This is a genomic window from Janthinobacterium sp. UMAB-56 (assembly GCF_900095265.1).
GTDB lineage: Bacteria > Pseudomonadota > Gammaproteobacteria > Burkholderiales > Burkholderiaceae_D > Janthinobacterium.
Genome location: NZ_LT607672.1, coordinates 14,888 through 37,318 on the forward strand (window position 1 = coordinate 14,888; position 22,431 = coordinate 37,318).

Consider the following 22,431-nt stretch of genomic DNA (forward strand, 5'->3'; position numbering starts at 1 on the left):
ATTACCGATTGATGTGAAATGGACTATAGTATGCTTCCCCTAAAAGAGATAAATGTCATGAAATTTGATGTAGCGATTGTCGGCAGTGGCCTGGCGGGTTTATCGGTTGCACTGCATTTAGCTGAGACGCGCACTGTCGCGATCATTTCCAAACGCGCGCTGCTCGATGGCGCCAGTAACTGGGCGCAGGGCGGGATCGCGGCCGTGCTGGACTCGGGCGACAGCCATCAGCAGCACATCGAAGACACCCTGATCGCCGGCGGCGGCCTGTGCGACGAAAGCGCCACGCGTTATATCGTCGAGCACGGGCGCGAAGCCATCGAATGGCTGATCGAGCAAGGCGTGCCGTTTACGCGCGACGCCACGGCCGAACTGGGTTTCCACCTGACCCGCGAAGGCGGACACAGCCAGCGCCGCATCATCCACGCTGCCGACGCCACCGGACACGCCGTGCAAGTGACCCTGGAAGAAAAGGTGCGCGCCCACCCGAACATCAGCCTGTTCGAACACCATTGCGCCATCGACCTGATCACCTCCGACAAGCTGGGCATGAAACCGGCCCAGCGCAATGCCCAGCCGCATTGCCACGGCCTGTATGTGCAGGATGAACAAACGGGCAAGGTGCACACCTTTGCCGCCGAGCACACCGTGCTGGCCACGGGCGGCGCCGGCAAGGTGTATTTATACACAACGAATCCAGACACGGCCAGCGGCGACGGCATCGCCATGGCCTGGCGCGCCGGCTGCCGCGTGTCGAACATGGAATTCATCCAGTTCCACCCCACGTGTTTGTACCACCCGTATGCGAAATCGTTTTTGATCACCGAAGCCATCCGTGGCGAAGGCGGCTTGCTGAAACTGCCCCCCGAAGCGGGTGCGGCAGCGGGCACGCGCTTCATGCTGGCCCACGATGAGCGGGCCGAGCTGGCGCCGCGCGACGTGGTGGCGCGCGCCATCGACTTCGAAATCAAGAAGCGGGGCCTCGATTACGTGCACCTGGACATCAGCCACAAGCCGGCCGCATTCCTCATCGAACATTTCCCCACCATCTACGCGCGCTGTTTGGAACTGGGCATCGACATCACCAAGCAGCCTATCCCCATCGTGCCCGCCGCCCACTACACCTGCGGCGGCGTCGTCACGGATTTATCGGGCCGCGCCGACTTGCCGGGCCTGTATGCGGTGGGCGAAACGGCTTGCACGGGCTTGCATGGGGCGAACCGCCTGGCGTCGAATTCCCTGCTCGAATGCATCGTCATCGGCCGCGCCTGCGCGCAAGACATCGAAAGCAAGGAAAAGCTGGGCACGCCATATCTGCCCGACTGGGATGAAAGCCGGGTCACGGATGCAGATGAGGAAGTGGTGATTGCCCACAACTGGGATGAACTGCGCCGCTTCATGTGGAATTACGTGGGCATCGTACGCACGACGAAACGCCTGGAACGGGCCCAGCACCGCATCGCCCTGCTGAAGGAAGAAATCGACGAGTACTACCGCAATTTCCGCATCACCCACGATTTGCTGGAATTGCGCAACCTGGTCGACGTGGCCTCGATGATCGTCAACAGCGCCCTGTCGCGCCGCGAAAGCCGCGGCCTGCACTTCAGCCGCGATTATCCGGAAACCTTGCCCAAGGCCATCGCCAGCGTGCTGACGCCGCCGCACAGGTAGGCGACAGACACAAGCGCCGTCTAATGCTGATTGCATCACCTCGTACGATCAGGCATTGCGGTGTTCCGCTATTTGCCAGAAGCGCCCACGCTGCAGGCATCGAGCAATCACCTAAACTGGATGGAAATGTTGCATAGTAAACTTTTTGATGCCATTGCATCTGCGGTGGACCTGGATGACCCTGCAGAACAACTTTTAGCTCAGCGATTCATGCTTGAGGCCGTTGAAAGAGTGACTTCCCAGTTGCCTGAGGTTGCCAAGTCAGCAGCAGCTGTGGCGTATCGATACATCACCGGTGCGGCGACGGCTGAGGAAGTCATCCGGGAGCGTGTACGCCTCTGGCGCGCCATTGAAGGGCGAGACCAATCGGACGAGCCAGACGTGTTAAAAATAAGAACTGCCATATGCGTCTTGCATCCTATGGATATTGGCGCCCCTGCCGAAACATTGGAGTATTTTTTTTATTTTTGGCAGCAAGGAGGCTTGTCGCAGGCTGAACTGAAGGCAGCTGTTCAAAATAATTATGGAATTTGAGGGGGCTTCAAGCGGGCGAACGCAGCCGACGACAAAAGTCACTGCCAGGCGCAAACAGCCATGCGCCACGGTCCAGATCAGTGATCGAACGGCGATGACTTCGCCGGCTCACGGTTCCGGCATCGGCGCCTCGATGCCATCTTCCGTATAGGAAAACTTCGCGGACGCGCCCGTGCATGCACCCTGCGGCGCGTCCGCCACATAGCGGCATTCGCTTTCCACGCTGCCATCTGCGCGCCAATGGCGCGTCCAGCCCTGGCGCTCGCCATCGACATATTCGATCAGCTGCCTCGGCTTGCCATCGGCATACCAGGAACGCAATGCGCCCTCCTCGCGCCCGCCTGCATTCCACTGCTTTTGCACGATCAAGACGCCGGGCCGGCTGAAGCGCTGTTCGCTGCGCATGACATAGTGGCCGCTGTGCGTGCGTTTGCTGGCGACCTTGCCGTCAGGATAATACTCGACGCTCTCGCCGGCAGGCTTGCCATCGACATAGCTGCCTGTGCGATGCACCTTGCCATCCGGGAAATAGCTGGTGCTCGGCCCCGTCTGGATGCCGTTCACATACTGGCTGCGGCTTTCCACCTTGCCGTCCGGATAGAACAACAGCAGCTCGCCCTCCGTCTGGCCCTTGCGCTGCGTCATGCGCGTGCGCAGCTTGCCATCCTTGTCGAACGTTTCCACCAGGCCATCGGCACGGGCGCCGTTGCGGTAGGTGCGCGACTCGATCAGCTTGCCATTCTTGTGATAGCTCTGCTCTTCCCCCTCCTGCACGCCGTTGCGCCACGTGCCGCGTATGGACATCTTGCCGTCAGGGTAATAGCGGGTCTGCGTCCCCTGCTGCACGCCTCGCCCATCCTGCTCCACCTGCATTTCCAGCTGTCCATGCGGGTAATACATGCTGTAGTTGCCCACCAGCTTACCCCTCAGGTAATCGGGATCGTTGACCTGGCCCGTCAGCCGCTTCGGCTCGCCTTCGCGCACATGATAAACCTCGACTTGCCAGGTGCCCGGCGTCTTGCCTGGCGGCAGCGGCAGGACCAGCGCATAGCGCGCCTGCTCCATCACCTCGCCGCGCGACAGGTTGTGGTTCAGATATAAACGGGCCTTGCCGTCGGCACAGTGCTCATCGCAGCCGCGCAGCATGTGGATGACGGGGATGGCATCGGCGCCGGCGCGGTCTGGCGCCGGGCAGGCACGCAGGCGCACGAGCAAGGGGTTCCTGTCGCGTATCATATTGGCCAGCTCGCCCTTCATGACGCCATACTGCTCCTCGCTCAATCCTAGCGATGCAGCATCCATACGCAGCTGCCTGCCGCCGCAGCCCGTGTCGTCGGCCACCGTCAGCACATCGCCGCTGCCGGGCGCGGCCTGGATTGCCGTGATCACCTGGCGCTGCACGATTTCGGCGTGGGCCAGCGCCGGCAACAGCAGCATGGCGCCAAACAAATGTTTCAAAGTGCGCGCCATGCCTGCTCCCTGCGCAACAGCTCCCGCGCCGGCGGCGCGTCACCACATGCGCCCTGGGCCTTGCCGGCCACATACTGGCATTCGATTTGCAAGCTGCCATCCTCGCGCCAACTGCGGCGCCAACCATCGCGCTCGTCGTTCACGTAGTCGATGGAATGCTCGGGCTTGCCGCTTTCATACCACGAGCGCGACGTGCCCTGCTCGCGCAGTTGCTGGTCCCATTTTCGTTCCAACACCAGCACGCCCCGGGGGCTGTAGCGCTGGACGCTCAGCAGCACGCCCTTGTCGCCATACTGCTGGCGGCTTTGCACCTTACCGTCAGGATAGAACCCAAGCGCCTCGCCCGTGGGTAACTTGTTGACATTCGTCATGGTGCTGCGCACGGCGCCATCGGGATAGTAACTCGTCGTCAAGCCATTAAATTTGCCCTGCTTCACTTCCGAGCGGCTGGAGATTTTCCCATCCGGGAAGTATCTGAGCATCTCGCCTTCCATTTTGCCGTCGCACAAAGTGTAACTGCTGTCCAGCTTGCCATTCTTGTCGAAGGTCTGCACGGGCCCGTCGACTTGCTTGCCGTCGCGGTAGACCGTCGTCTCGCTCAGCTTGCCCGTGGCGTGAAAACGCTGGTGTTCGCCCTCGGGCAAGCCATGGCGCCAGTCGCCGCGCAGCTCCAGGGTGCCATCGGGAAAATACTCGCTGCTGATGCCGTGCTGCTGGCCCTGCCCATCTTGCGCTACCTGTTTTTTGATCTTGCCATTCGGGTAATACGAGACATAGCCGCCCACCAGTTCAGCGGAGGCATAATCTGCCCTGTTGACCTGGCCGGACAGGCGCAGCTTGTGGCCGGCCACGCTATAAACGTCCACCTTCCACGTGCCCGGCAGCTTGCCTTTTGGCAAGGGCAACAGCAGTACATTCGCTGCCTTTTCCTGCTCGATGGGAAAGAAACGTTCGTGCAGGTACAGCCGCGCCCGGCCATCGGCGCAGGTGGCGGGGGTGCAGGCGGCGATCTGGCGCACGATGGGCACGGAGCCATCCACCGGGCACTTGACGAGGCCGACGAGCATGGGCGTCTTGTCGCGGCCGTACCGGGACAGCGCGGCTTTCAGTGCCTCGTACTGCGCCTCGTCGAGCCTGACAGAGTGGGCATCCATGCGTATCTGCGTGCCGCCGCAGGCCGTCGTGCCCGCAATAGTGAACACATCGCCGCCTTCGCTATCGCGTTCAACAGCCATGCTTGTCAGCACCTGGCGCTGCACGATTTCCGCCTGCGCCATGCCTGGGCACAGCAAGGAAGCGCCCAGCAGCGCGCATAGGGTCTTGATTTTCATGGTATTCCTTTAATTATCCGCCGTGACGGCCACACCGCCCGGCACGAAGCTGACCCGGCCATCGCGGTAGCGCACCAGCACCACCACCTTGGCATCCCGCAATTGACCGTCCTGCACGGCCGGCAAGTAGGTCCAGCGCTGGACGCTATCAAGCAACACCTGGTTGAGCATCGGTTCCATAGGCTTCTCTGCCGCCGCATAGCTCAGGGTGCCGTCGGCGGCAATGGTCAGGGTCAAGCGGTTTTCGCCCGTTGCGTGCTTTTCGTCAAGCACGCCATAGGCAACCGTCGTCATCGTGTCGCGCTGCACGCCGCCGACCTGGTCCCGCAAAGGCGGCATGGCCTTGAGCTTGGCCGCCAGCAGCGCGCCATCGGCCAGCGCCTTGTCCCAGCGCTGCTGGTAGGCCCGCCCCTGAACCAGGCGCAGCAACTTGGCGTTCAGGTCCATGCGCTGCATCGTGCGGGCCACGCCATTGTCCGCCGGCTCGCCCGCTTCCGTCGGCAAGGCGTTCTCCACCGCATAACGGTAAGCCGTCAGCTGCGCCAGCGCCACCAGATTCACGGCATCCTGCTCGTCGCCGCCACGCAGCAGCGCACTGGCCGCGATGCCCAGCCAGGCTACGCCATCGGTGGGGCGTGCCCACACGGCTTGCTCGAAATACTGGCGTGCCGCCTGTCGTTCGTCCAGGCTCAGATGCATGCGCCCCATGGCCGCCGCCGCCAGATGATCGCGCGGGTCCGCTTGTAACTGATCAAGATAGGTGTTTGCCAGTTCAGAATCGTATCCCGGCATCGCGCCCATGCCCTCCATCAAGGTGGCACGCAGCCGCGCGCGCACCCTGTCGCCGCTGTAGCCGGACGATTTGCCTTCCCCTTCCCGGTACAGCAGTTGCAAGCCGCGCGTCACGGCGTCATCGTCGCCCTTGCTGACCGCTTGCGACAGGCTGCGCACGGCCTTGCGCGCGTCCGATGGCTGGAACCCGGCCGTCTTGCGCTGGCGCCAGGCAAACACGACACGGCCTGCGGCCTGGTCGGCTTCCGCCTGCATGGCGGCCTTGTTCTTGACTTCCTCGGGCGATGAGGTCCAGGCCGTAAAGCCGATCAGGAACAGCACGATCAGCAGCACCACGACGGCCCAGCCCTTGCCCGTGATACCGCCGCCAGTGTTGCCCGACACGGGGCTGGCGACGGGCGCCTGCCCCGGCGCCGTGCGTCGCACGCTGCGCTGCTGCGGCAACGATTGTTGTTGCAGTTGCATCTGCTGCGCCTGCACGGACGCTTGCGCTGCCGCACCGATGACTTGGTCGCGCGCGCAGGCGGCACAAGCCTGGCCCGCAAAGTGCTGGTGTTCGGGATTCACGCTACACACGACGAGCTTGCCGCCGCTGCGCTGCGCATAGGCGCGCAGCAACTGCGCCCACTCGGCCGCCGACGGGCGCTGGGACTTCGGTACCGGCGAGAAGGCACGGTCGAACATGGCGCGCAGCTCGGGCGGCATCAGCGCATGGCCGCTGGTGGCGTTCGGCGCCAGCTGCTTGTGGCGCTTCACGCCATACGCGTAGCAGCCGTCGCGGATGCGCCCGGGAATATCGGTCGCCACTTGCGCATTGCCGGGCCTCCCGCTATACGGGTGGATGCCAAAGTTCAGCAACTGGAAGATGACGACGGCCAGGGCAAAGCGGTCTTGCGCCATTTCCGTGCCGGCAGGCATGCCCTTGCGCTGGAATTCCGGCGCCAGGTAGTCGGCCGTGAATTGCTCGGCAGGAAAACGCTCGGCATTGCCCTGGATGCTGAAGCCATCGCAATCGAGCATGGCGATGTACAGCGAGTCGCGGTAAAAGCGCAGATTCACCGGTTTCAGATCGACCACGTAATGCTGCTGCTGGTGCAGCGCGTCGATGACGGCGGCCAGGTTGGCGGCCAGGGTCAATTTGGGGCCCAGCCCGGTGGGCAAGCCGGCTGCGCGCGCCTGGCGCTCCTGCATGATCTGTTCCAGCTCGGCCGTTTGCGCCATGTCCAGCAAGGGCATGACGAAACCGGCAAAGCCGCCCTTGCCATCGAACACGGCCGATTGCGGCCAGGCGATCTGCACGTAGCGCTTGCCGTTTTCCAATTGATCGGGCAGCTCGGGCGACAGTTCCAGCATCGCTTCGAGCTTGCGCCGGTTGGCGGCCCGGTCCAGGTGCGGGTGGTACAGCTTGGCGACCTGCGCGGGCGCGCCGGGCAATAGATACACGCTGCCCGCGCCGCCGCTCTTGATCAGCTTGCCCAGCACCAGGCTACGCACCTTATCGTACCAAATCTTGCCGCCCGGACTCAGACCGGGCGTGACGCCCTGCTTCTGGCTCATGCGCGCAAGGCCAGCAGCAGGGTCTTGTCGTCTCCCGTGATCTGGTGCGTGCGCGGGTCGGCCAGGGTGGACGCCAGCGCGGCATTGCCCTGCTCCACGCTGTCGACCGTGCGCAGATAGCCTTGCACGGCATCCATGAACGGGGCATACAAGGCCGCATTGTGCTTGCTCATGGCAAAGGGCATGCAGCCGTCCGACATCAGCACGACGCCGCGCACGGCTTGCGGAATCGCAAGCAGGCGCAATTGTTCGCGCCAGCGCTCGCCGGACAGAAAATAGGTTTCATTGGCGTATTCGCCGTTGGAGGGCAGCGAGATCAATTCACCGCCATCGCCCAGCTGCGCCACGCCCAGGCCGTCGCCCAGGTGGAAGAAAAAGCCTGCGTCCGCGCCCATGACCACGCCCACCACCGTGCTGGCGTAATCGTCCAGCGTGGCATGGGCGGCGCGGGCGATGTCTTCCAGCGCCGCGCGGATCTGCGCCAGGGTGCCTGCCAGCGCGCCGTCATGCAAATCCTGCACGGTGGCGCCCTGCTCCAGCCGCCCGGCCAGCGCTTGCACGGTGTGCGCGGCAACAAACTGTGCCCCCTGCTCGCTCAACCTGGCTGAACCGGCGCCATCGCAAACGATGGCGACCATGACGTCGTTCACGACGGCGTGCGCGTGCGCGTCCTGGCATGGGATATCTTTATCCAGGTGCGCCTTGCCCGTCACGGCGGCGCCAAACACGCGCCAATGCTTGTTTACTATCGCCATCGATCAGCGCGCTTTCAGGTATTCACGACGGACCAGCCGTCCGTCGAGGCCAGTTGGGCCTGCGCACCGGGACGCGATTGGGACACCACTTGCATGCTGGCGCTCAGCCACAAGAACAGCTCGCGGAACTGCAAGCCCTTCAGCTGTTTCACGCCCCGCTCGCCACGGCTGGAAAACTGCCCCAGGGAATCGATATTCGCGTTCTCGCCCACGGCGATGGGGAAGATCGCCACCTTATTGGCCTGCTCGGCCGCGCGCGCCTGTTCGGCGCCATGCTGCCAGCGGTCCGTCGGTTCACCGTCGGACATCAGGAACAGCCACGGCCGCGTGTACGCCACACCCGCCTGGCGGAAGCGCTGCTTTTCCTGCTCGATTTCGGCCAAGGCCAGTTCCACGGCCGCACCGGTCGGCGTGGTGCCGTTCGCGTCAAGCCGGGGCGCCGTGAAATCCATGGCATCGCACCAGTTGCTGGCCACCACGGCTTCATCGTGGGCGCCGTATTGAATCACCAGGATACGCACGCGCTTGGCAGCGATCACGTCGGATTTGAGCTCCTGCTCCAGCAAGGCCAGGCCTTCGTTGAGCAGCGACACGGGTTCGCCGGACATGCTGCCGGAGCAGTCCAGCACGAGCACCAGCGGCGTGCGTTGTTCTGTGTTGTCGACCAGGGCGACGTCGGGAATCATTATTGAAGTCATGGGCAATCGGTAAATGTGAAATCAGACATAGTGCGAATCTTACATCACGGGCCGCGATTTCCCGCGCGAGATTGCAGCCTGCCTCATAAAACAGGAAAAATTTTTGAGAGCACGTTCCTGCGGTCGACTTTGCCTGACACAAGAATCTGTCCTAGCTTGATGTACATACAGAAGACTGCGGCGCGATTCTACCCACCACCACCTTGCAAATATCCTTCCCCTTCTCATTCGGATGAATGATGCGCCGCAAAATGCCCTTGCCTAGAATGACTCCAGCCTCACGCCGTCCGACCGGGCGGCGCCTCAGGGGCACTCAACCATAGAGGGACGACATCATGAAAACCATTATTCTGAGCACGCTGTTGGGTCTGGCCGCTGCCACTGCCATGGTGGCTACCGCGCAAACTCTACCGCAAGGCAACACAGTGGAAGTGCCGGGCAACGCGCTGCGTATCGAGGTGCCGGCCCAGCCGCGTCACATGATGCGCGAAGACTTCCAGCAATTCGCGGGCGCCTACGACCTGGCGAATGGCGATACCCTGCAGTTGCGCCGCGCTGGTGCCATCATGTATGCGCGCATTGGCAACCAGGACGAGCACCGCATCGTCGCCACGGGCCGCAATTCCTTTGTCGCGCTGGACCGCCAGCTGAAAGTACGCATCGACCTTCACGACGATGGCAGCGTGGGTGGTGAAGTTGTGATGGTAGTGCCGGCCCGCCAGTTGGCGGACGGTACCACGCAGGGCGAACATGTCGCCGCGCTGGGCTTGCCAAGCCGCTGATCGTGGCACGAGCGGCCGGACGCCATGAGCATGCCGATGACAACGCAGCAGGAAGCATTGATCGCCCGCCTGTATGACGCGGCGCTCGATGACGCGCTGTGGCCGCAGCTGTGCCACGATTTGGCCGCTGCGTTCGGCGGCGCCAGCGACACCAGCCTGATCCTGCAAAGCGACAGCGGCGCGCAGCTGCTCAATCCTTCGGGGCACTTCGGCAAGGAGAGCACCAGCGCGTATGAAGCGTATTACTGGCAGCACGACATCTGGGCGAAACTGGCGCACCGGCTGGGCGTGGGACAGGTGCACGGCAGCGCGGAGCACATCCGGCCGCGCGACTTCGAGCGCACAGAATTCTATGCCGACTTTTGCCGCCCGCATGACCTGTACCACGTCATCGGCGCGATCTTGCCCATGGCGCCCGGGGAAGCTGCCTTGCTGGGCGTGCACCGCCAGCAAGCGCAGGGGCCGTTTGAGGACAGCCCACTGGTGCAGGCGCAATTGCAATCCCTGCTGCCGCACCTGCAGCGCGCCCTGAGCATCCGCGCCCGCCTGGCCCAGAGCGACATGCAGGAGCGCACCACGCGCGCGGCGCTCGACGCGCTCGACACGGCCGTGTTGCTGCTCGACGCGCAGCTCGACGTGCTCTACGCGAATGCCAGCGCGCTGGCCCTGTTCGGTCCCGGCCTGGAGCGCAGCCTGCATTGTCCCGGCAGCGGCAGCCCCCGCTGGTGCGTACTGCCGCAACTGCAGCAAGCCGTGCGGCAAGCCATCGGCTCCAGCCAGGGGAAGCGGGTCGCCGCGCCCGTGGCCAGTGCCCTGCGTTTGCCACGTCAGGGTATGCCCGAACTGTGCCTGACGGTGGCGCCCTTCCAGCCGCCGCAAGGCCCGTTCCGACGGCGCCCGTGCGCACTGGTGCTGGCGCGCGACCCACAGGCGCCGGCCATCGCCGTCCCTGCGCTGCAGCAGCTGTTTGACCTGACGCGGGCCGAAGCGCTGGTCGCGCAAGCCCTGGCGCAAGGCGCCGCCATCGACCGCATTGCCGCCAATACGGGCGTCTCCATCAATACCGTCAGGACGCATCTGCACCACATCTACGACAAGACCGGCACGGCGCGCCAGGGCGAACTGATCGCCAAGATCCACCAGCGCGCCCGCCCATTCACCAGAACGGAGTATTCACCATGAAAAATACTGTGATTTCCATCATCGTCATCGTCGCCAGCGCCCTGGCCACGGCCCAGGTGCTGCCGCCGGAGCGCACGGTCGCAGTGCCGGCACTGTCGCTGCGCATCGCGCCGCCCGCCCAGCCCCGCTACCTCAGCCGCGAAGACTTCCAGCCATATGTGGGCGAATACACCTTGGCCAATGGCCTGCGCCTGCGCCTGCGCCAGCACGGCGGCTTGCTGTACGCCAAGGTGGGCGACGGCGAGGAACACCGCATCGTCGCCGCCGCGCCCAACGTATTTGTCGCCCTCGACCGCAAGCTCAAGGTGCGCATCGACCGCCGCAGCGACGGCACGGTGACCGGGGAACTGGTGATGATGGTGCCGCCGCAGCGCGTGGCCGACGGCAGCATGCGGCTGGAACGAATGGCGGCGCCGCCGATCGCGGCCTGCAGGCGCGTTCCTGGGAAAAATAGTTGCGTGCTATGATCGCCGCCTCCGGCGCGACGCCGCCGCAGCCATTCTCCATGGAGCACCATGTCCCAGATTGAAAAGATTCCAGCCCGCCTGCTGCGCCTGCTGGCCTGGCCCTTGCTGGCCCTGGTCAGCGCCGCCTGCACCAGCACCACGCGCCATCCGGCCAGCGAACCCATGCAAGTCACCCTGCGCTTCACCTATGACGACGGCAAGCCGATGCGGCATGATAATTACCTGGCCCAGGCGCGCCAGGAAACGTATATCAAGCACTGCAGCAAGATAGGCAGCACCCGTGTCTGCGATGTCGGCTCGGATGCACTCTTCATGGGCGGCGATGCCCCGCTGGACGCCAACGGCGAAGTACGCGTCACCCTGCACTCGACCGGCCCCATCGGCAACCATCCGACCGACCTCTGCATCAAGGGCAAAGCCTACGTCTTTCATTCCGGCGACTGGAGACGCGGTCCGTTTCACCATGGCCAGGTGATCGAGATCCGCTACAGGATCAGCGAAGTGAAAATGAAGTGCCCCTGGTCGTCGGCCACGCCGCCGTGGTGGGACAAGGATTAAGCTTGCCTGACGCGGGCGGCGGGCTAGTCAGTTACTGCAGCTCGAACTCCGCAGGATTCAAGCCCAGCTCGCGCGCAATCCTGCTGGCCACGCGGTGCTCGTTGGCGTCGAAATTGCCGTCCGACGAAGCGATGGCGATGATCATGCGCACCAGCAAGCGCGACGCCTCCACATTCGACTTCATCCTGCCCAGCGCCTGATAAGCCTTGGCTTCGCCGATATCCTTGTCGAACTCCAGCTGGCCGACATATTCCTGGAAAGCCTTGATCACGTCCGTGGTGCTAAACACGGATAGCGCATCATTGCTTTCAATAAACTTCACCATCTTCTGCTTCTCTTCCGCACTCACACTGCCGTCCGCCATGGCGATCAAGGCCGAGCCCGCCATCGCAGCATTCAGGAAATCCTTGTTCTTGTACTTCAAGGCTTCCGTTTTCAGTTCGCTGGCTTTGGTCTTCAGTTTGGACAAAAAGGAATCGAAACTCATGGCGTACCTCCGGGTTGGTCGTTCATCAGTGCGGCAAGACACACCGCCATGTGCGGTACTTGAGGGTGCAAGCTTGAAATACAAGCAATGAAACCACGCCATACGCTCACTGGCGGCATTTATCTATTCAGTCAACTCCACACAAACAACCACAAAACCCCAATCACATAAAATTATCTTCTTTGCAGTTGAAAAATAAGTAACTTCATGGCAGCATGGAATGATATTTTCTCTACTGCAAGGTTGTGATGGATAAGCAATTGCTGTTGATTTGCGCACTGACGTTCATCATCCATATCATCGGCACCCTCGCCTACTCCGTGCGTATCGCCGGCATCCGCACGCGACGCATCGCCGTGTCGCTGGCCCTGTTCAGCATCCTCATGCTGCTATCGCGCACTTCGAACTCGTTTTTAGGCCCATTCCTCGCCAAGCGCGTGGAAACAGGCATAGACCAGCATGTTGCGGCCAGCACCCTGCTGCTCGACTTCCGCTGGCTGCTGTTCTCCGCCAGCCTGGCCACAATTATTGGCGCGATACTGATCCCCACCTTCCAGCGCGCCTTCTACCGCGCCGTCGAACACTTCCAGGTGCACCGCTCCGTGCCCAAACTGCTGCTGCACGCCGTCTTCAAGGGCGGCTTGTCCTACCTGAAGACCTCCGCCAGCCTGCCCAGACCAGCCAACGTCACGGGCCTGCGCCAGAAATCCGGCGTCTCCGTCTCCATGACGGCCATGAACGTCATCGCCACAGCCCTGTGGACGGTGGGCGCATCATTGTCCACCTTACACCGCGGCCCTGTATGCCGGCGTGCTGGACCCCAGCGTGCGCGTCACCTCCAGCACGCTTTCATCGATCATCAACGGCGGCGCCACCATCATGATGGCCGTCTTCATCGGCACGTGGTGTCGGGCATGACGGATGACGTCATCGAAGGCAAGATCGAAGAATCGCAATTCCGGCGCGCAGTGGTGTGGCTGGTAGGAAGCAGATTGGCGGGAACGCTGATTGCGCAGTTTTTGCTGGTGCCGTCGGCGGTGGTGATTGTGGGGGTGGCGAAGGGGTTGTAAGTGACTCATGTGACAACACAAACAAAATTAGAGATAAAGCGCAATAGCAAAAAAGGTTTAATTATGGACATAAATTCGGCCATTACATTGGCAATAGAGAATGTAAAAAAAGATGGCCTTACCGATGTGGACGTTTTTGCGCTCCCATTTGAACTTTCAATGATTAAGGATGACGTTCAGATAAAAATAGCACAAGCAATCAAAGACTGCCTTAATCAGAATTCAATAAAATCCCTAAGAGTATCGCCAATAAGCCACATATTATTTCCAAAGAAAGAACTTTTCGATTTCAGAAAATGCGCGCACATTCAACCATTAGATGAAATGAAGTATCTTTCTTTAGTCCTGCAATTAGCACCAAAAATTGAGACAATGAGAATAAAGAAGGAAAATAAGTATATTTTCTCTTATAGGTTTCATCCGGAAAAAGGAATATTGTTTGATCAAAATTACAATTACACGTCTTTTAGAGAGCACGTTTCAAGAAAATCAAAAAATAAAGAAGTAAACGTCGTTGTCTCTTGCGATATATCAAATTTCTATGACCGACTAAACTTGCATCGCCTTGAATCAATATTAGCATCACTACCAAATACGGATAAAAAGGTAGTAGCGCAAATAAATGAACTATTGCTCTTTTGGTCAAATAGAGATTCCTATGGATTACCGGTTGGCTCAAATGCCAGTCGAATTCTAGCGGAAGCATCATTGATTGAGGTTGATAACTACCTAATTTCAAAGAAAATTGATTTTTGTCGTTTTGTTGACGACTATCGCTTTTTTGCCAGCAATGCTGCCACTGCGCATCATTGGTTATCATTGCTGGTAGATCGGCTTAGCAAAGAGGGCTTTTTCATAAATACAAGCAAGACAGAAATAAAAGACGTGTCACAGATAAATCACGAGGTAGATTTGACTCCTGCAAGAGTAGAAATGAAACTTCTCGCATTTTCAGCAGAAACAATAAATCCAACAAATTTAGAAGAGGACACAAATCAAGACAAGAAAAATATCTCAAAAATAATTAGAGGATATTCTGGATTGATACCGACAAAATTTAGGAAACTAACAGAAAATGAAAAGAGAAAACTCCGATTTTTCAATATCGAAAAGTCACTGGAAGAAATAAAAAGTTCCGTTATGATAGAGCCGAAAAAATTCATTCAGCTAATAAAAGCCAGCATAGCGAAAGAAAATTTTTCCACACTAACCGAACTAGTATCGATACTAAATAAATTTCCACAATTCTTACCGTATACTCTTGATGCGATAAAGAAAAATGAAACTGAGATATCAGATAATGACGTTCTCGAAATTTCAGAAAAACTCAAAAAATGGCTTGTCGAATGGAATTCTTCTGAATTTATTTTAGTTTATATAGTTCGTTTTTTTGGGCAAGGAAAATTTACCAATAAAACTATACTTTTTGAATACTTTAGATCACTCCGCAGAAATGAAGGAAGCTATATTGGTCGCGCTGTACTTGAACAACTAGAGCCACTTGTTAATAGAGGGGAAGTTCTTGAAATCAGGGACTACTATTCTCGTGCTGATTTATGGGAAAAAAGACAAATAGCAAGAATGGTTGATATCCATATTACAGACGGTGAAAAGCGTCCTTTCTTCAAAAACATATTATCTCTAGAAGATGATATTTTTCTAAATAATATTTTAAACTGTTTTTCACAGAAAAGACAAAATACAATCTCAGAATAAAATTCTCACCCGGCCACCAATTTCATCTAAAAAAAAGCCGCTGTCTCCCGACAGCGGCTTTCTCATTCCTACCCCAGCAGCAGCGTCCTGAACCACGACGCCGCGCCGCAAACAACTCTGAATTAACCCACAAACTTCCGTGCATTCCTGAACATGCGCATCCACGGCGAATCCTCGCCCCATGCTTCAGGGTGGTACGACTGCTGCACCGAGCGGAACACGCGCTCCGCGTGCGGCATCAGTACCGTGAAGCGGCCGTCTGGCGTGGTGACGGAAGTGATGCCTTCCGGCGAGCCGTTCGGGTTGTACGGGTAAGCTTCGGTGGCGGCACCCTTGTTGTCGACGAAGCGCATGGCTTTGCTGACCTGGGTGATGTCGCCCGTTTGCGAGAAGTCGGCGTAGCCTTCGCCGTGGGCGATGGCGATGCCGGCTTGCGTGCCGGCCATGCCGTTGAAGAAGATCGATGGGGAGTCCATCACTTCGACCATGGCAAAGCGGCCTTCGAATTTCTCCGACTTGTTGCGCGTGAACTTGGGCCAGGCGTGGGCGCCGGGGATGATGGATTTCAGATTGCTCATCATCTGGCAGCCGTTGCAGATACCCAGACCAAAACTGTCCGTGCGGTTGAAGAAGCGCGCGAACTGTTCCGCCAGGCTGGCGTTGAACAAAATCGTTTTCGCCCAGCCTTCGCCTGCGCCCAGCACGTCGCCGTAGGAGAAGCCGCCCACGGCGATGACGCCCTGGAAGTCGTCCAGCTTGACGCGGCCGGCAATCAGGTCGCTCATGTGCACGTCGACAGCGGTGAAGCCTGCCTGGTGCATCACGTACGCCGTTTCGATGTGCGAGTTGACGCCCTGCTCGCGCAGGATGGCGACACGCGGACGCACGCCGGTGGCAATGAACGGCGCAGCGACGTTCTCGTTCTGGTCGAAGGTGACGATAGGCGACATGCCCGGGTCTTGCACGTCCAGCAGGCGGTCGTATTCGGCGTCGGCGCAGGCAGGATTATCGCGCAGGCGGGCGATGCGCCAGCTCGTTTCGCTCCACAGGCGATGCAGCTCCGCGCGCGGCTGGGTGTAAATCAGCTTGGCGTCGCGCGTGAATTCGATCACGTCGCGGTCGTTCAATTTGCCGATGATATGGCTGCAGGCGCCCAGATTGAAGGTGCGCAGCACGTCCATGACGAGCGATTTTTCTTCCGCGCGCACCTGGATGACGGCGCCCAGCTCTTCGCTGAACAAGGCGCGCAGGGTCAGTTCGTTGCGGCGTTCCGCTACCTGGCCGGTCCAGTTCTTGGCGTCCCCCCAGTCGCTGGAGTGCTCGCCTTCCATGGTCAGCATGTCCAGGTTGACGGACATGCCCGTGTGGCCGGCGAAGGCCATTTCCGTCAGGGTGGCGTACAGGCCGCCGTCCGAACGGTCATGGTAGGCCAGCAGCTTGTCGTCGCTGTTCAATTTCTGGATGGCGGCGAAGAAGCCTTTCAAGTCTTCCGCGCTGTCCACGTCCGGCGTTTCATTGCCCAATTGGCCCATGACTTGCGCCAGCGCCGAGGCGCCCAAGCGGTTCTTGCCGCGGCCCAGGTCGATCAAGATCAAGGACGTGTCGCCCTTGTCCGTTTTCAGCTGCGGCGTGAGCGACTTGCGCACGTCCGTGACTGGCGCGAACGAGGATACAATCAGCGACACTGGCGACGTGACCGATTTCGCCGCGCCCGTGCTCTCGTCTTTCCACGTCGTGCGCATCGACAGCGAATCCTTGCCGACGGGGATGCTGATGCCCAGCGCCGGGCACAGGTCCATGCCGACGGCTTTGACCGTGTCGTACAGGGCTGCGTCCTGGCCAGGCTGGCCGCAGGCGGCCATCCAGTTGGCGGACAGCTTGATGTCGGAAATGTCGCTAATGGCTGCGGCGGCGATGTTGGTGACGGCTTCGCCCACGGCCATGCGGCCCGAGGCGGCGGCGTCGATGACGGCCAGCGGCGTGCGTTCGCCCATGGCCATCGCTTCACCCAGGTAGCCTTCAAAGCTCATGGTGGTGACGGCGCAATCGGCCACCGGCACTTGCCATGGTCCTACCATCTGGTCGCGCACGGTCATGCCGCCCACGCTGCGGTCGCCGATGGTGATGAGGAAGGATTTGTCGGCCACGGTCGGCAGCAGCAGCACTTTTTGCGCTACGTCCTTCAAGTCCATGCCCGTCAGATCGATGGCAGGGAAATCGTTGGCCACGTGGACCACGTCGCGCTGCATTTTCGGCGGCTTGCCCAGCAAGACGTCCATCGGCATATCGACCGGCTCATTACCCAGTTCCGGGTCGATCAGTTTCAGTTGACGCTCTTCGGTGGCCACGCCCACGGCGGCGAACAAACAGCGTTCGCGTTCGCACATGGCTTTGAACAGGGGCAGGCTTTCCGGCGCGATGGCGAGGACGTAACGTTCCTGCGACTCATTGCTCCAGATTTCCTTCGGCGCCATGCCCGATTCTTCCAGCGGTACCTTGCGCAGGTCGAAAATCGCGCCGCGCTTGGCGTCGTTGGTGATTTCCGGGAACGCGTTCGACAAGCCGCCCGCACCCACGTCGTGGATGGAAATGATCGGATTGTCTGCACCCATTTGCCAGCAGGCGTTGATGACTTCCTGGGCGCGGCGTTCCATTTCCGGATTGCCGCGCTGGACGGAATCGAAGTCCAGGTCGGCCGTGTTGCTGCCGGTGGTCATCGACGAGGCGGCGCTGCCGCCCATGCCGATACGCATGCCCGGGCCACCCAGCTGCACCAGCAGGCTGCCAACGGGGATATCGTTCTTGTGCGTGTGCTGCGCCGAGATATTGCCGATGCCGCCAGCGATCATGATCGGCTTGTGATAGCCAAATACGGCGTCTTTGTCTGCGCCGACGTTCTGTTCATACGTGCGGAAGTAGCCGCCCAATACAGGACGGCCGAATTCGTTCGAGAACGCGGCGCCGCCCAGCGGGCCTTCGAGCATGATTTGCAGCGGCGAAGCGATGCGCTCCGGTTTGCCGTATTGATCGGCGTCAGTACGGCCAGCCAGCGGCGCCGTCACGGAAGCGGCCGTTTCCCAGCTGCGTACGGCGTCCGGCAGCGACAAATTCGACACGGTGAAACCGGTCAGGCCAGCCTTCGGCTTGGCGCCGCGGCCCGTTGCGCCTTCGTCGCGGATCTCGCCGCCCGCGCCCGTGGAGGCGCCGGGGAATGGGGAAATGGCCGTCGGGTGGTTATGCGTTTCCACCTTCATCAGGGTGTGCGTCAGTTCCGTGGTTGCCGCATATTCGTGGCTGGCGCCGCGCGGGTAGAAGCGCGAGACCGTCGCGCCTTCCATGATCGAGGAATTGTCGCTGTAGGCGACGACGGTGCCCTTCGGCTGCAGTTCGTGCGTGTTCTTGATCATGCCGAACAGCGACTTGGTCTGCGCCACGCCGTCGATGGTCCAGTCGGCGTTGAAGATCTTGTGGCGGCAATGCTCGCTGTTTGCCTGCGCGAACATCATCAGTTCCACGTCCGTCGGATTGCGGCCGGCCTTGGTGAAGGCGGCGTCCAGGTAGTCGATTTCGTCTTCCGACATCGCCAGGCCCAGTTCCGTGTTCGCCGTTTCCAGTGCGCGCTTGCCCTGCCCCAGCAAGTCGATCGATTCGAGCGGGCGCGCTTCGAGCGTGCGGAACAGGTCCTTGGCGTCGTCTGCGCTGCGCAGCACGGATTCCGTCATGCGGTCGTGCAGCAGGTCGGCCACGGCCTGCACCTGCTCGTACGACAATTTGCCGGCGCCAATGGCGCTGCCCAGGATGCCCGATTTCAGGTTGATGCGGAAAGCGATGCCGCGTTCGACGCGCTTGATGTGCGCCATGCCGCAGTTATGCGCGATGTCGGTGGCTTTCGAGGCCCACGGCGAGATCGTGCCGAAACGGGGGATGACGAAGAATTCTTCGGCAGCGCCTTCCGTATTGTCAGCGTGGGCCGGCTCGCCGTATGTCAGCAAGGCGCCAAGGCGCGTGCTGTCGTCGTCGGTGAGAGGCGCGCTGGCATCGATGAAATGGACATACCGTGCTTGTACGGCGACGATCGCAGGCGAGACGGCTTGCAGTTGGCTTAACAGACGGTGGCTACGGAAAACGGACAGGGCATTGGAACCCGGCAGTATCAACATGATTGGAAGGTGGTTGATGCAGCGTGGCTGCGGGTTAAAGGTAGGTATGACAATATCTTTCGTACGGCAAATTTCCTTTGCGCGCATTATACCCGTTTTACCCCTGCCTTATGACCGGAACTTGGGGCTTTGCCGCCCTTTTGCCCCGCAAAGCGGCCATTTTTGACACGACAACAACACCCTCAGCCAGGCGTCAGGCGATCACATAGCGATTCTTGCCCTGGCGCTTGGCCAGGTACAGCGCCTCGTCGGCAAGCCGGTAGCTGTGGCCCAGCTCCTTGCCCCGGTCCAGTTCGGCCACGCCGACGCTGATCGACACGAACTGCGCGGCATGGAAAGCCTGGCTGACGGCGGCGACCAGGGCAGCGGCAAAGTCACCCGCATCCGCGCGGCTGCCCGCATAGACGACGCCGAATTCCTCGCCGCCAAGGCGTCCGCACAGATGGCCTTGCGCCTTTTCGGCGATGATGGAGGCCGTTCGCACCAACACCTCGTCGCCCGCATCGTGGCCCTGCTGGTCGTTGATGATCTTGAAATCGTCGATATCAATCATCAGGAAATGCAACATGCCGCCATGGGCTGAACCATGCATCTGCTGGGCGCGCTGCGTGAACATGCGGCGGTTGTTCAAACCAGTCAGGCCATCCTGGAAAGCGAGCCGCGTCAATTCCACTTTGGAGTGATAGTTACGCAAACGAAGTAAGCTGAAGCTGACATTCAGCGCCAGTCCGAACAGCACGCTGACGGCGATCATCAACGGCACCCAGGACTGGTCGGGCAATCCCGCATTGACGGGATACAGGCCGTGGCCCACGTTCCACCAGACACCGGCCACCACGGCCAGGTAACTGATGCCGCCATTGAAGATGGAGGCGATGGCCAGGGTCATGAAGACGCCCACGGGCAAGACCCAGAAGCTGGCGTGTTGCACGGCGTCGGCCATGGTGCGCAGTCCAAACGTCAGGGCCAGCACGGCACAGGCGCCGGAAATGGTCAGCACGCGCAAGGTGGTGCAGCGGTAGCGCACCAGCACGCTGGCCAGCATGCCCAGCAGCGCCAGCACGGCGTGCGTCAGGTTCGGATGGTAGGGCTCGGGCATCAGCAGCCAGGTCAGGCTGTACGCGATGATGCCCAGCAATTGCGTGACCAGGCCGACACGGTGCAATTCCGCAAAATAGGTATGCTGCTGTTCGCTGTTGCCGCCAAACGCGAGGGGAACGGCAACGCGCCGCAAAGTAGACAGATCAGTTACGCGCATGAAGGGTATCGACACCAGAGAGGGAGAAAGCGGCCGGTAAAGCCATGCGTATGCTTTTCCGCAACATGGCTCGGCATGCAACAACTGTTGCATTTTTAGAATACTATCACGGTAGTCAATGTATGGCCGGAAAAACACGCCACGCAGCGGCGCAACGCTCCCCGTGTCATGAAATACAACGCCGGATGGCGCCCGGCATGCCCGGCCTCGCGCGGCACACCCGATTGCATGCAATTTGCTGGCAGTGTCGGGCGGCTTTGCAGTATGCTGATAAAAAATAATACTGCATGGCAGATACCGATAAGAAGAGTTCCCGCAATGACCGTACAGATGAACGAGAGCTGAACAATGCCAGAAACTAGCGACTTATCTGTCCTGATCGTCGACCCCAACCCCAGCATGCGGGGCAATCTGCACAATATGCTGAACCAGGCGGCCATCACCAAGGTGGAATATGCCGTCAATTCCGGCACGGCCATTCGCTTGCTGACGAAGAAGCCATTCGACATCATCCTGTGCGAATACGATCTTGGTAGTGGCACGGACGGCCAGGATGGCCAGCAATTGTTGGAAGACTTGCGCCATCACAAGCTGATCGGCCTGTGGACGATCTTCATCATGCTGACCTCCGAAGCCATCCACAGCAAGGTGATCAGCGCGGCCGAACTGACCCCGTCCGACTACATTTTGAAGCCGTTCACCGTCGATGTGCTGAGCGGACGCATCGCGCGTGCCATCGAGCGGCGCGCCATCTTCCTGCCCACCTATCAGCTGATCGACAAGGGCGACTTGCGCGAAGCCGTGAAAAGCTGCCGCGCGGCCGAACTGCAGCACCCGCGCCTGGCGGCCGATTTCACCCGCCTGCGCGCCGAGCTGCACCTTACCCTCGGCGAATGGAAGGAAGCGGAACAGCTGTACGCCGATATGCTGGCCACGCGGCCCATGGCCTGGGCCCACCTGGGACTGGCGCGCACCCTGTTCGAGCAGCAGCGCCATGAAGATGCGCAAGAGACGCTGCTGGAACTGGTGGAAACCTATCCCCGCTTCATGGCTTCTTACGACTTGCTGGCACAAAACCATGAAGCCATGGGCCAGCAGTTGCAGGCCAAAAAAATCCTCGAAGACGCGGTGGCCATCTCGCCGCACATGGTGCGCCGCTTGCGCCACCTGGGCGGCATCGCGTTTGACACGGGCGACATCGGCGCCGCAGAACGGGCCTACAAGCAGGTGGTGACGAAAGCAAAGTACTCAGAATTCCGCGACCCGGAAGATCACGTCAACCTGGTCAAAACGCTGGTCAAGAAGGGCGATGCGCCGCAAGCCAGCGGCGTGCTGCGCGACATGGAACGCTCCCTGCGGGGCGGCGCCAACGTGGAAGCATGTCGCGCCATCTCTGCCGCCATGCTGCATGAATTGTCGGGCAACGACATCGCCGTCGCCAACGAACTGCAACTGGCCGCTGCCGCGCTGGACACGGCGCGTGGCCTGTCGACGCAGTTGAAGGTGGGCCTCGTGCAAAGCTGCCTGAAAAACAATCTGGAACAAGCCGCCTCTGACGTCATGATGAAACTCGTCAACGAAGCAGACAGCGAAGTGACGATGGAAGCGGCCGTGGACGTGTTTGAAAAAGCCGGTCGCCATGACCTGGCGCAAGGCATGGGCCAGCAAATCACCAACCAGATACAGGAATTGATGCAGGATGCGGCCAGCAAGTCGGAAAGCGGGGAACTCAAGGGCGCCGTCTTCGTGCTGCGCCAGGCCCTGCGCAAGACCCCGGGCAACTTGCCCGTGCTGTTCGCCTCCGTCGAGGCCATCTTGCGCCAGCTCAATATGCTGGGCTGGGAAGCCCCGCTGGCCGAACAGGCGCAGCACCAGATGCAGGTGATCCGCAAGATCGATCCCAAGCATCCGCAGCTGGAGTCGCTCAAGCAGCAGTATGCGGC

At 60.3% G+C, this 22,431-nt stretch carries 16 protein-coding genes and 1 pseudogene; 9 read left to right on the top strand and 8 right to left on the bottom strand.

The features are described 5' to 3' along the window. The first annotated feature begins 57 nt into the window (after nucleotides 1-57). Together nadB and K0F85_RS26210 are read left to right on the top strand one after the other, a co-directional pair. A complete protein-coding gene (gene nadB, locus K0F85_RS26205; protein WP_219118782.1) occupies nucleotides 58-1,671 on the top strand; it encodes an L-aspartate oxidase in 1,614 nt (537 codons plus the stop codon). 60 nt (nucleotides 1,672-1,731) lie between these two features. After that, a complete protein-coding gene (locus K0F85_RS26210) occupies nucleotides 1,732-2,205 on the top strand; it encodes a hypothetical protein (RefSeq protein ID WP_219118783.1) in 474 nt (157 codons plus the stop codon). Between the two features lie 108 nt (nucleotides 2,206-2,313). Here K0F85_RS26210 and K0F85_RS26215 read toward each other — a convergent pair whose 3' ends face one another. From K0F85_RS26215 to K0F85_RS26235, 5 genes are read right to left on the bottom strand one after another with little or no spacing between them, the layout of a single operon-like run. Next, nucleotides 2,314-3,675, bottom strand: a complete 1,362-nt coding sequence (locus tag K0F85_RS26215) for a toxin-antitoxin system YwqK family antitoxin (RefSeq protein ID WP_219118784.1) — start codon at nucleotides 3,673-3,675, stop codon at nucleotides 2,314-2,316. Beyond that, a complete protein-coding gene (locus K0F85_RS26220) occupies nucleotides 3,660-5,006 on the bottom strand; it encodes a toxin-antitoxin system YwqK family antitoxin (protein ID WP_219118785.1) in 1,347 nt (448 codons plus the stop codon). The genes K0F85_RS26215 and K0F85_RS26220 overlap by 16 nt, the downstream gene beginning before the upstream one ends. Before the next feature lie 9 nt (nucleotides 5,007-5,015). Continuing rightward, nucleotides 5,016-7,355: a hypothetical protein gene (locus K0F85_RS26225; RefSeq protein WP_219118786.1), complete on the bottom strand. Its 2,340-nt coding sequence runs from the start codon at nucleotides 7,353-7,355 to the stop codon at nucleotides 5,016-5,018. Then, on the bottom strand, nucleotides 7,352-8,110 hold the full coding sequence (locus tag K0F85_RS26230) for a PP2C family serine/threonine-protein phosphatase (RefSeq protein WP_219118787.1): 759 nt from the start codon (nucleotides 8,108-8,110) through the stop codon (nucleotides 7,352-7,354). Before K0F85_RS26230 ends, K0F85_RS26225 begins: the two co-directional genes overlap by 4 nt. A gap of 14 nt (nucleotides 8,111-8,124) precedes the next feature. Next, complete coding sequence (locus K0F85_RS26235; protein WP_219118788.1) at nucleotides 8,125-8,808, bottom strand: VWA domain-containing protein; 684 nt, start codon at nucleotides 8,806-8,808, stop codon at nucleotides 8,125-8,127. A 335-nt stretch (nucleotides 8,809-9,143) separates the two neighbouring features. On the opposite strand from K0F85_RS26235, the gene K0F85_RS26240 reads away from it, so the two are divergent. From K0F85_RS26240 to K0F85_RS26255, 4 genes are read left to right on the top strand one after another with little or no spacing between them, the layout of a single operon-like run. Next, nucleotides 9,144-9,590, top strand: a complete 447-nt coding sequence (locus tag K0F85_RS26240; RefSeq protein WP_219118789.1) for a hypothetical protein — start codon at nucleotides 9,144-9,146, stop codon at nucleotides 9,588-9,590. Between the two features lie 36 nt (nucleotides 9,591-9,626). Beyond that, nucleotides 9,627-10,772: a helix-turn-helix transcriptional regulator gene (locus tag K0F85_RS26245; protein WP_219118790.1), complete on the top strand. Its 1,146-nt coding sequence runs from the start codon at nucleotides 9,627-9,629 to the stop codon at nucleotides 10,770-10,772. After that, entirely contained in the window at nucleotides 10,769-11,239 is a 471-nt protein-coding gene (locus K0F85_RS26250) for a hypothetical protein (protein WP_219118791.1), read from the top strand. Before K0F85_RS26245 ends, K0F85_RS26250 begins: the two co-directional genes overlap by 4 nt. A 48-nt stretch (nucleotides 11,240-11,287) precedes the next feature. Continuing rightward, nucleotides 11,288-11,797: a hypothetical protein gene (locus K0F85_RS26255; protein WP_219118792.1), complete on the top strand. Its 510-nt coding sequence runs from the start codon at nucleotides 11,288-11,290 to the stop codon at nucleotides 11,795-11,797. A 31-nt stretch (nucleotides 11,798-11,828) separates the two neighbouring features. On the opposite strand, the gene K0F85_RS26260 is transcribed toward K0F85_RS26255, so the two are convergent. Continuing rightward, nucleotides 11,829-12,284 carry a tellurite resistance TerB family protein gene (locus K0F85_RS26260; RefSeq protein WP_219118793.1) on the bottom strand — a complete coding sequence of 152 codons (456 nt, stop codon included), beginning with the start codon at nucleotides 12,282-12,284 and terminating at the stop codon, nucleotides 11,829-11,831. Between the two features lie 248 nt (nucleotides 12,285-12,532). Here K0F85_RS26260 and K0F85_RS26265 point away from each other — a divergent pair. Next, nucleotides 12,533-13,354 (top strand): annotated as a pseudogene (locus K0F85_RS26265) (lipid II flippase Amj family protein). Between the two features lie 9 nt (nucleotides 13,355-13,363). Then, nucleotides 13,364-15,070, top strand: coding sequence for an RNA-directed DNA polymerase (locus tag K0F85_RS26270; RefSeq protein WP_219118794.1), 1,707 nt, complete (start codon nucleotides 13,364-13,366; stop codon nucleotides 15,068-15,070). Nucleotides 15,071-15,192: 122 nt separating this feature from the next. Here K0F85_RS26270 and purL read toward each other — a convergent pair whose 3' ends face one another. Both purL and K0F85_RS26280 read right to left on the bottom strand, forming a co-directional pair. Next, nucleotides 15,193-19,230: a phosphoribosylformylglycinamidine synthase gene (gene purL, locus K0F85_RS26275; protein WP_219118795.1), complete on the bottom strand. Its 4,038-nt coding sequence runs from the start codon at nucleotides 19,228-19,230 to the stop codon at nucleotides 15,193-15,195. A 193-nt stretch (nucleotides 19,231-19,423) separates the two neighbouring features. Continuing rightward, the gene (locus K0F85_RS26280) at nucleotides 19,424-20,488 is read right to left on the bottom strand and encodes a diguanylate cyclase (protein ID WP_219118796.1); all 1,065 of its coding nucleotides are present in this window, start codon (nucleotides 20,486-20,488) and stop codon (nucleotides 19,424-19,426) included. Nucleotides 20,489-20,836: 348 nt separating this feature from the next. Here K0F85_RS26280 and K0F85_RS26285 point away from each other — a divergent pair. Next, nucleotides 20,837-22,431, top strand: a 1,595-nt coding sequence (locus tag K0F85_RS26285) for a tetratricopeptide repeat-containing response regulator (RefSeq protein WP_219118797.1), incomplete at its 3' end; no start/stop codon positions are given.

Coding starts and splice junctions, on each gene's coding strand:
- K0F85_RS26215 (WP_219118784.1), bottom strand. CDS start 3,675: ATGGCGCGCACTTTGAAACATTTGTTTGGCGCCATGCTGCTGTTGCCG.
- K0F85_RS26225 (WP_219118786.1), bottom strand. CDS start 7,355: ATGAGCCAGAAGCAGGGCGTCACGCCCGGTCTGAGTCCGGGCGGCAAG.
- nadB (WP_219118782.1), top strand. CDS start 58: ATGAAATTTGATGTAGCGATTGTCGGCAGTGGCCTGGCGGGTTTATCG.
- K0F85_RS26220 (WP_219118785.1), bottom strand. CDS start 5,006: ATGAAAATCAAGACCCTATGCGCGCTGCTGGGCGCTTCCTTGCTGTGC.
- K0F85_RS26230 (WP_219118787.1), bottom strand. CDS start 8,110: ATGGCGATAGTAAACAAGCATTGGCGCGTGTTTGGCGCCGCCGTGACG.
- K0F85_RS26250 (WP_219118791.1), top strand. CDS start 10,769: ATGAAAAATACTGTGATTTCCATCATCGTCATCGTCGCCAGCGCCCTG.
- K0F85_RS26280 (WP_219118796.1), bottom strand. CDS start 20,488: ATGCGCGTAACTGATCTGTCTACTTTGCGGCGCGTTGCCGTTCCCCTC.
- K0F85_RS26235 (WP_219118788.1), bottom strand. CDS start 8,808: ATGACTTCAATAATGATTCCCGACGTCGCCCTGGTCGACAACACAGAA.
- K0F85_RS26255 (WP_219118792.1), top strand. CDS start 11,288: ATGTCCCAGATTGAAAAGATTCCAGCCCGCCTGCTGCGCCTGCTGGCC.
- K0F85_RS26260 (WP_219118793.1), bottom strand. CDS start 12,284: ATGAGTTTCGATTCCTTTTTGTCCAAACTGAAGACCAAAGCCAGCGAA.
- K0F85_RS26245 (WP_219118790.1), top strand. CDS start 9,627: ATGACAACGCAGCAGGAAGCATTGATCGCCCGCCTGTATGACGCGGCG.
- K0F85_RS26240 (WP_219118789.1), top strand. CDS start 9,144: ATGAAAACCATTATTCTGAGCACGCTGTTGGGTCTGGCCGCTGCCACT.
- purL (WP_219118795.1), bottom strand. CDS start 19,230: ATGTTGATACTGCCGGGTTCCAATGCCCTGTCCGTTTTCCGTAGCCAC.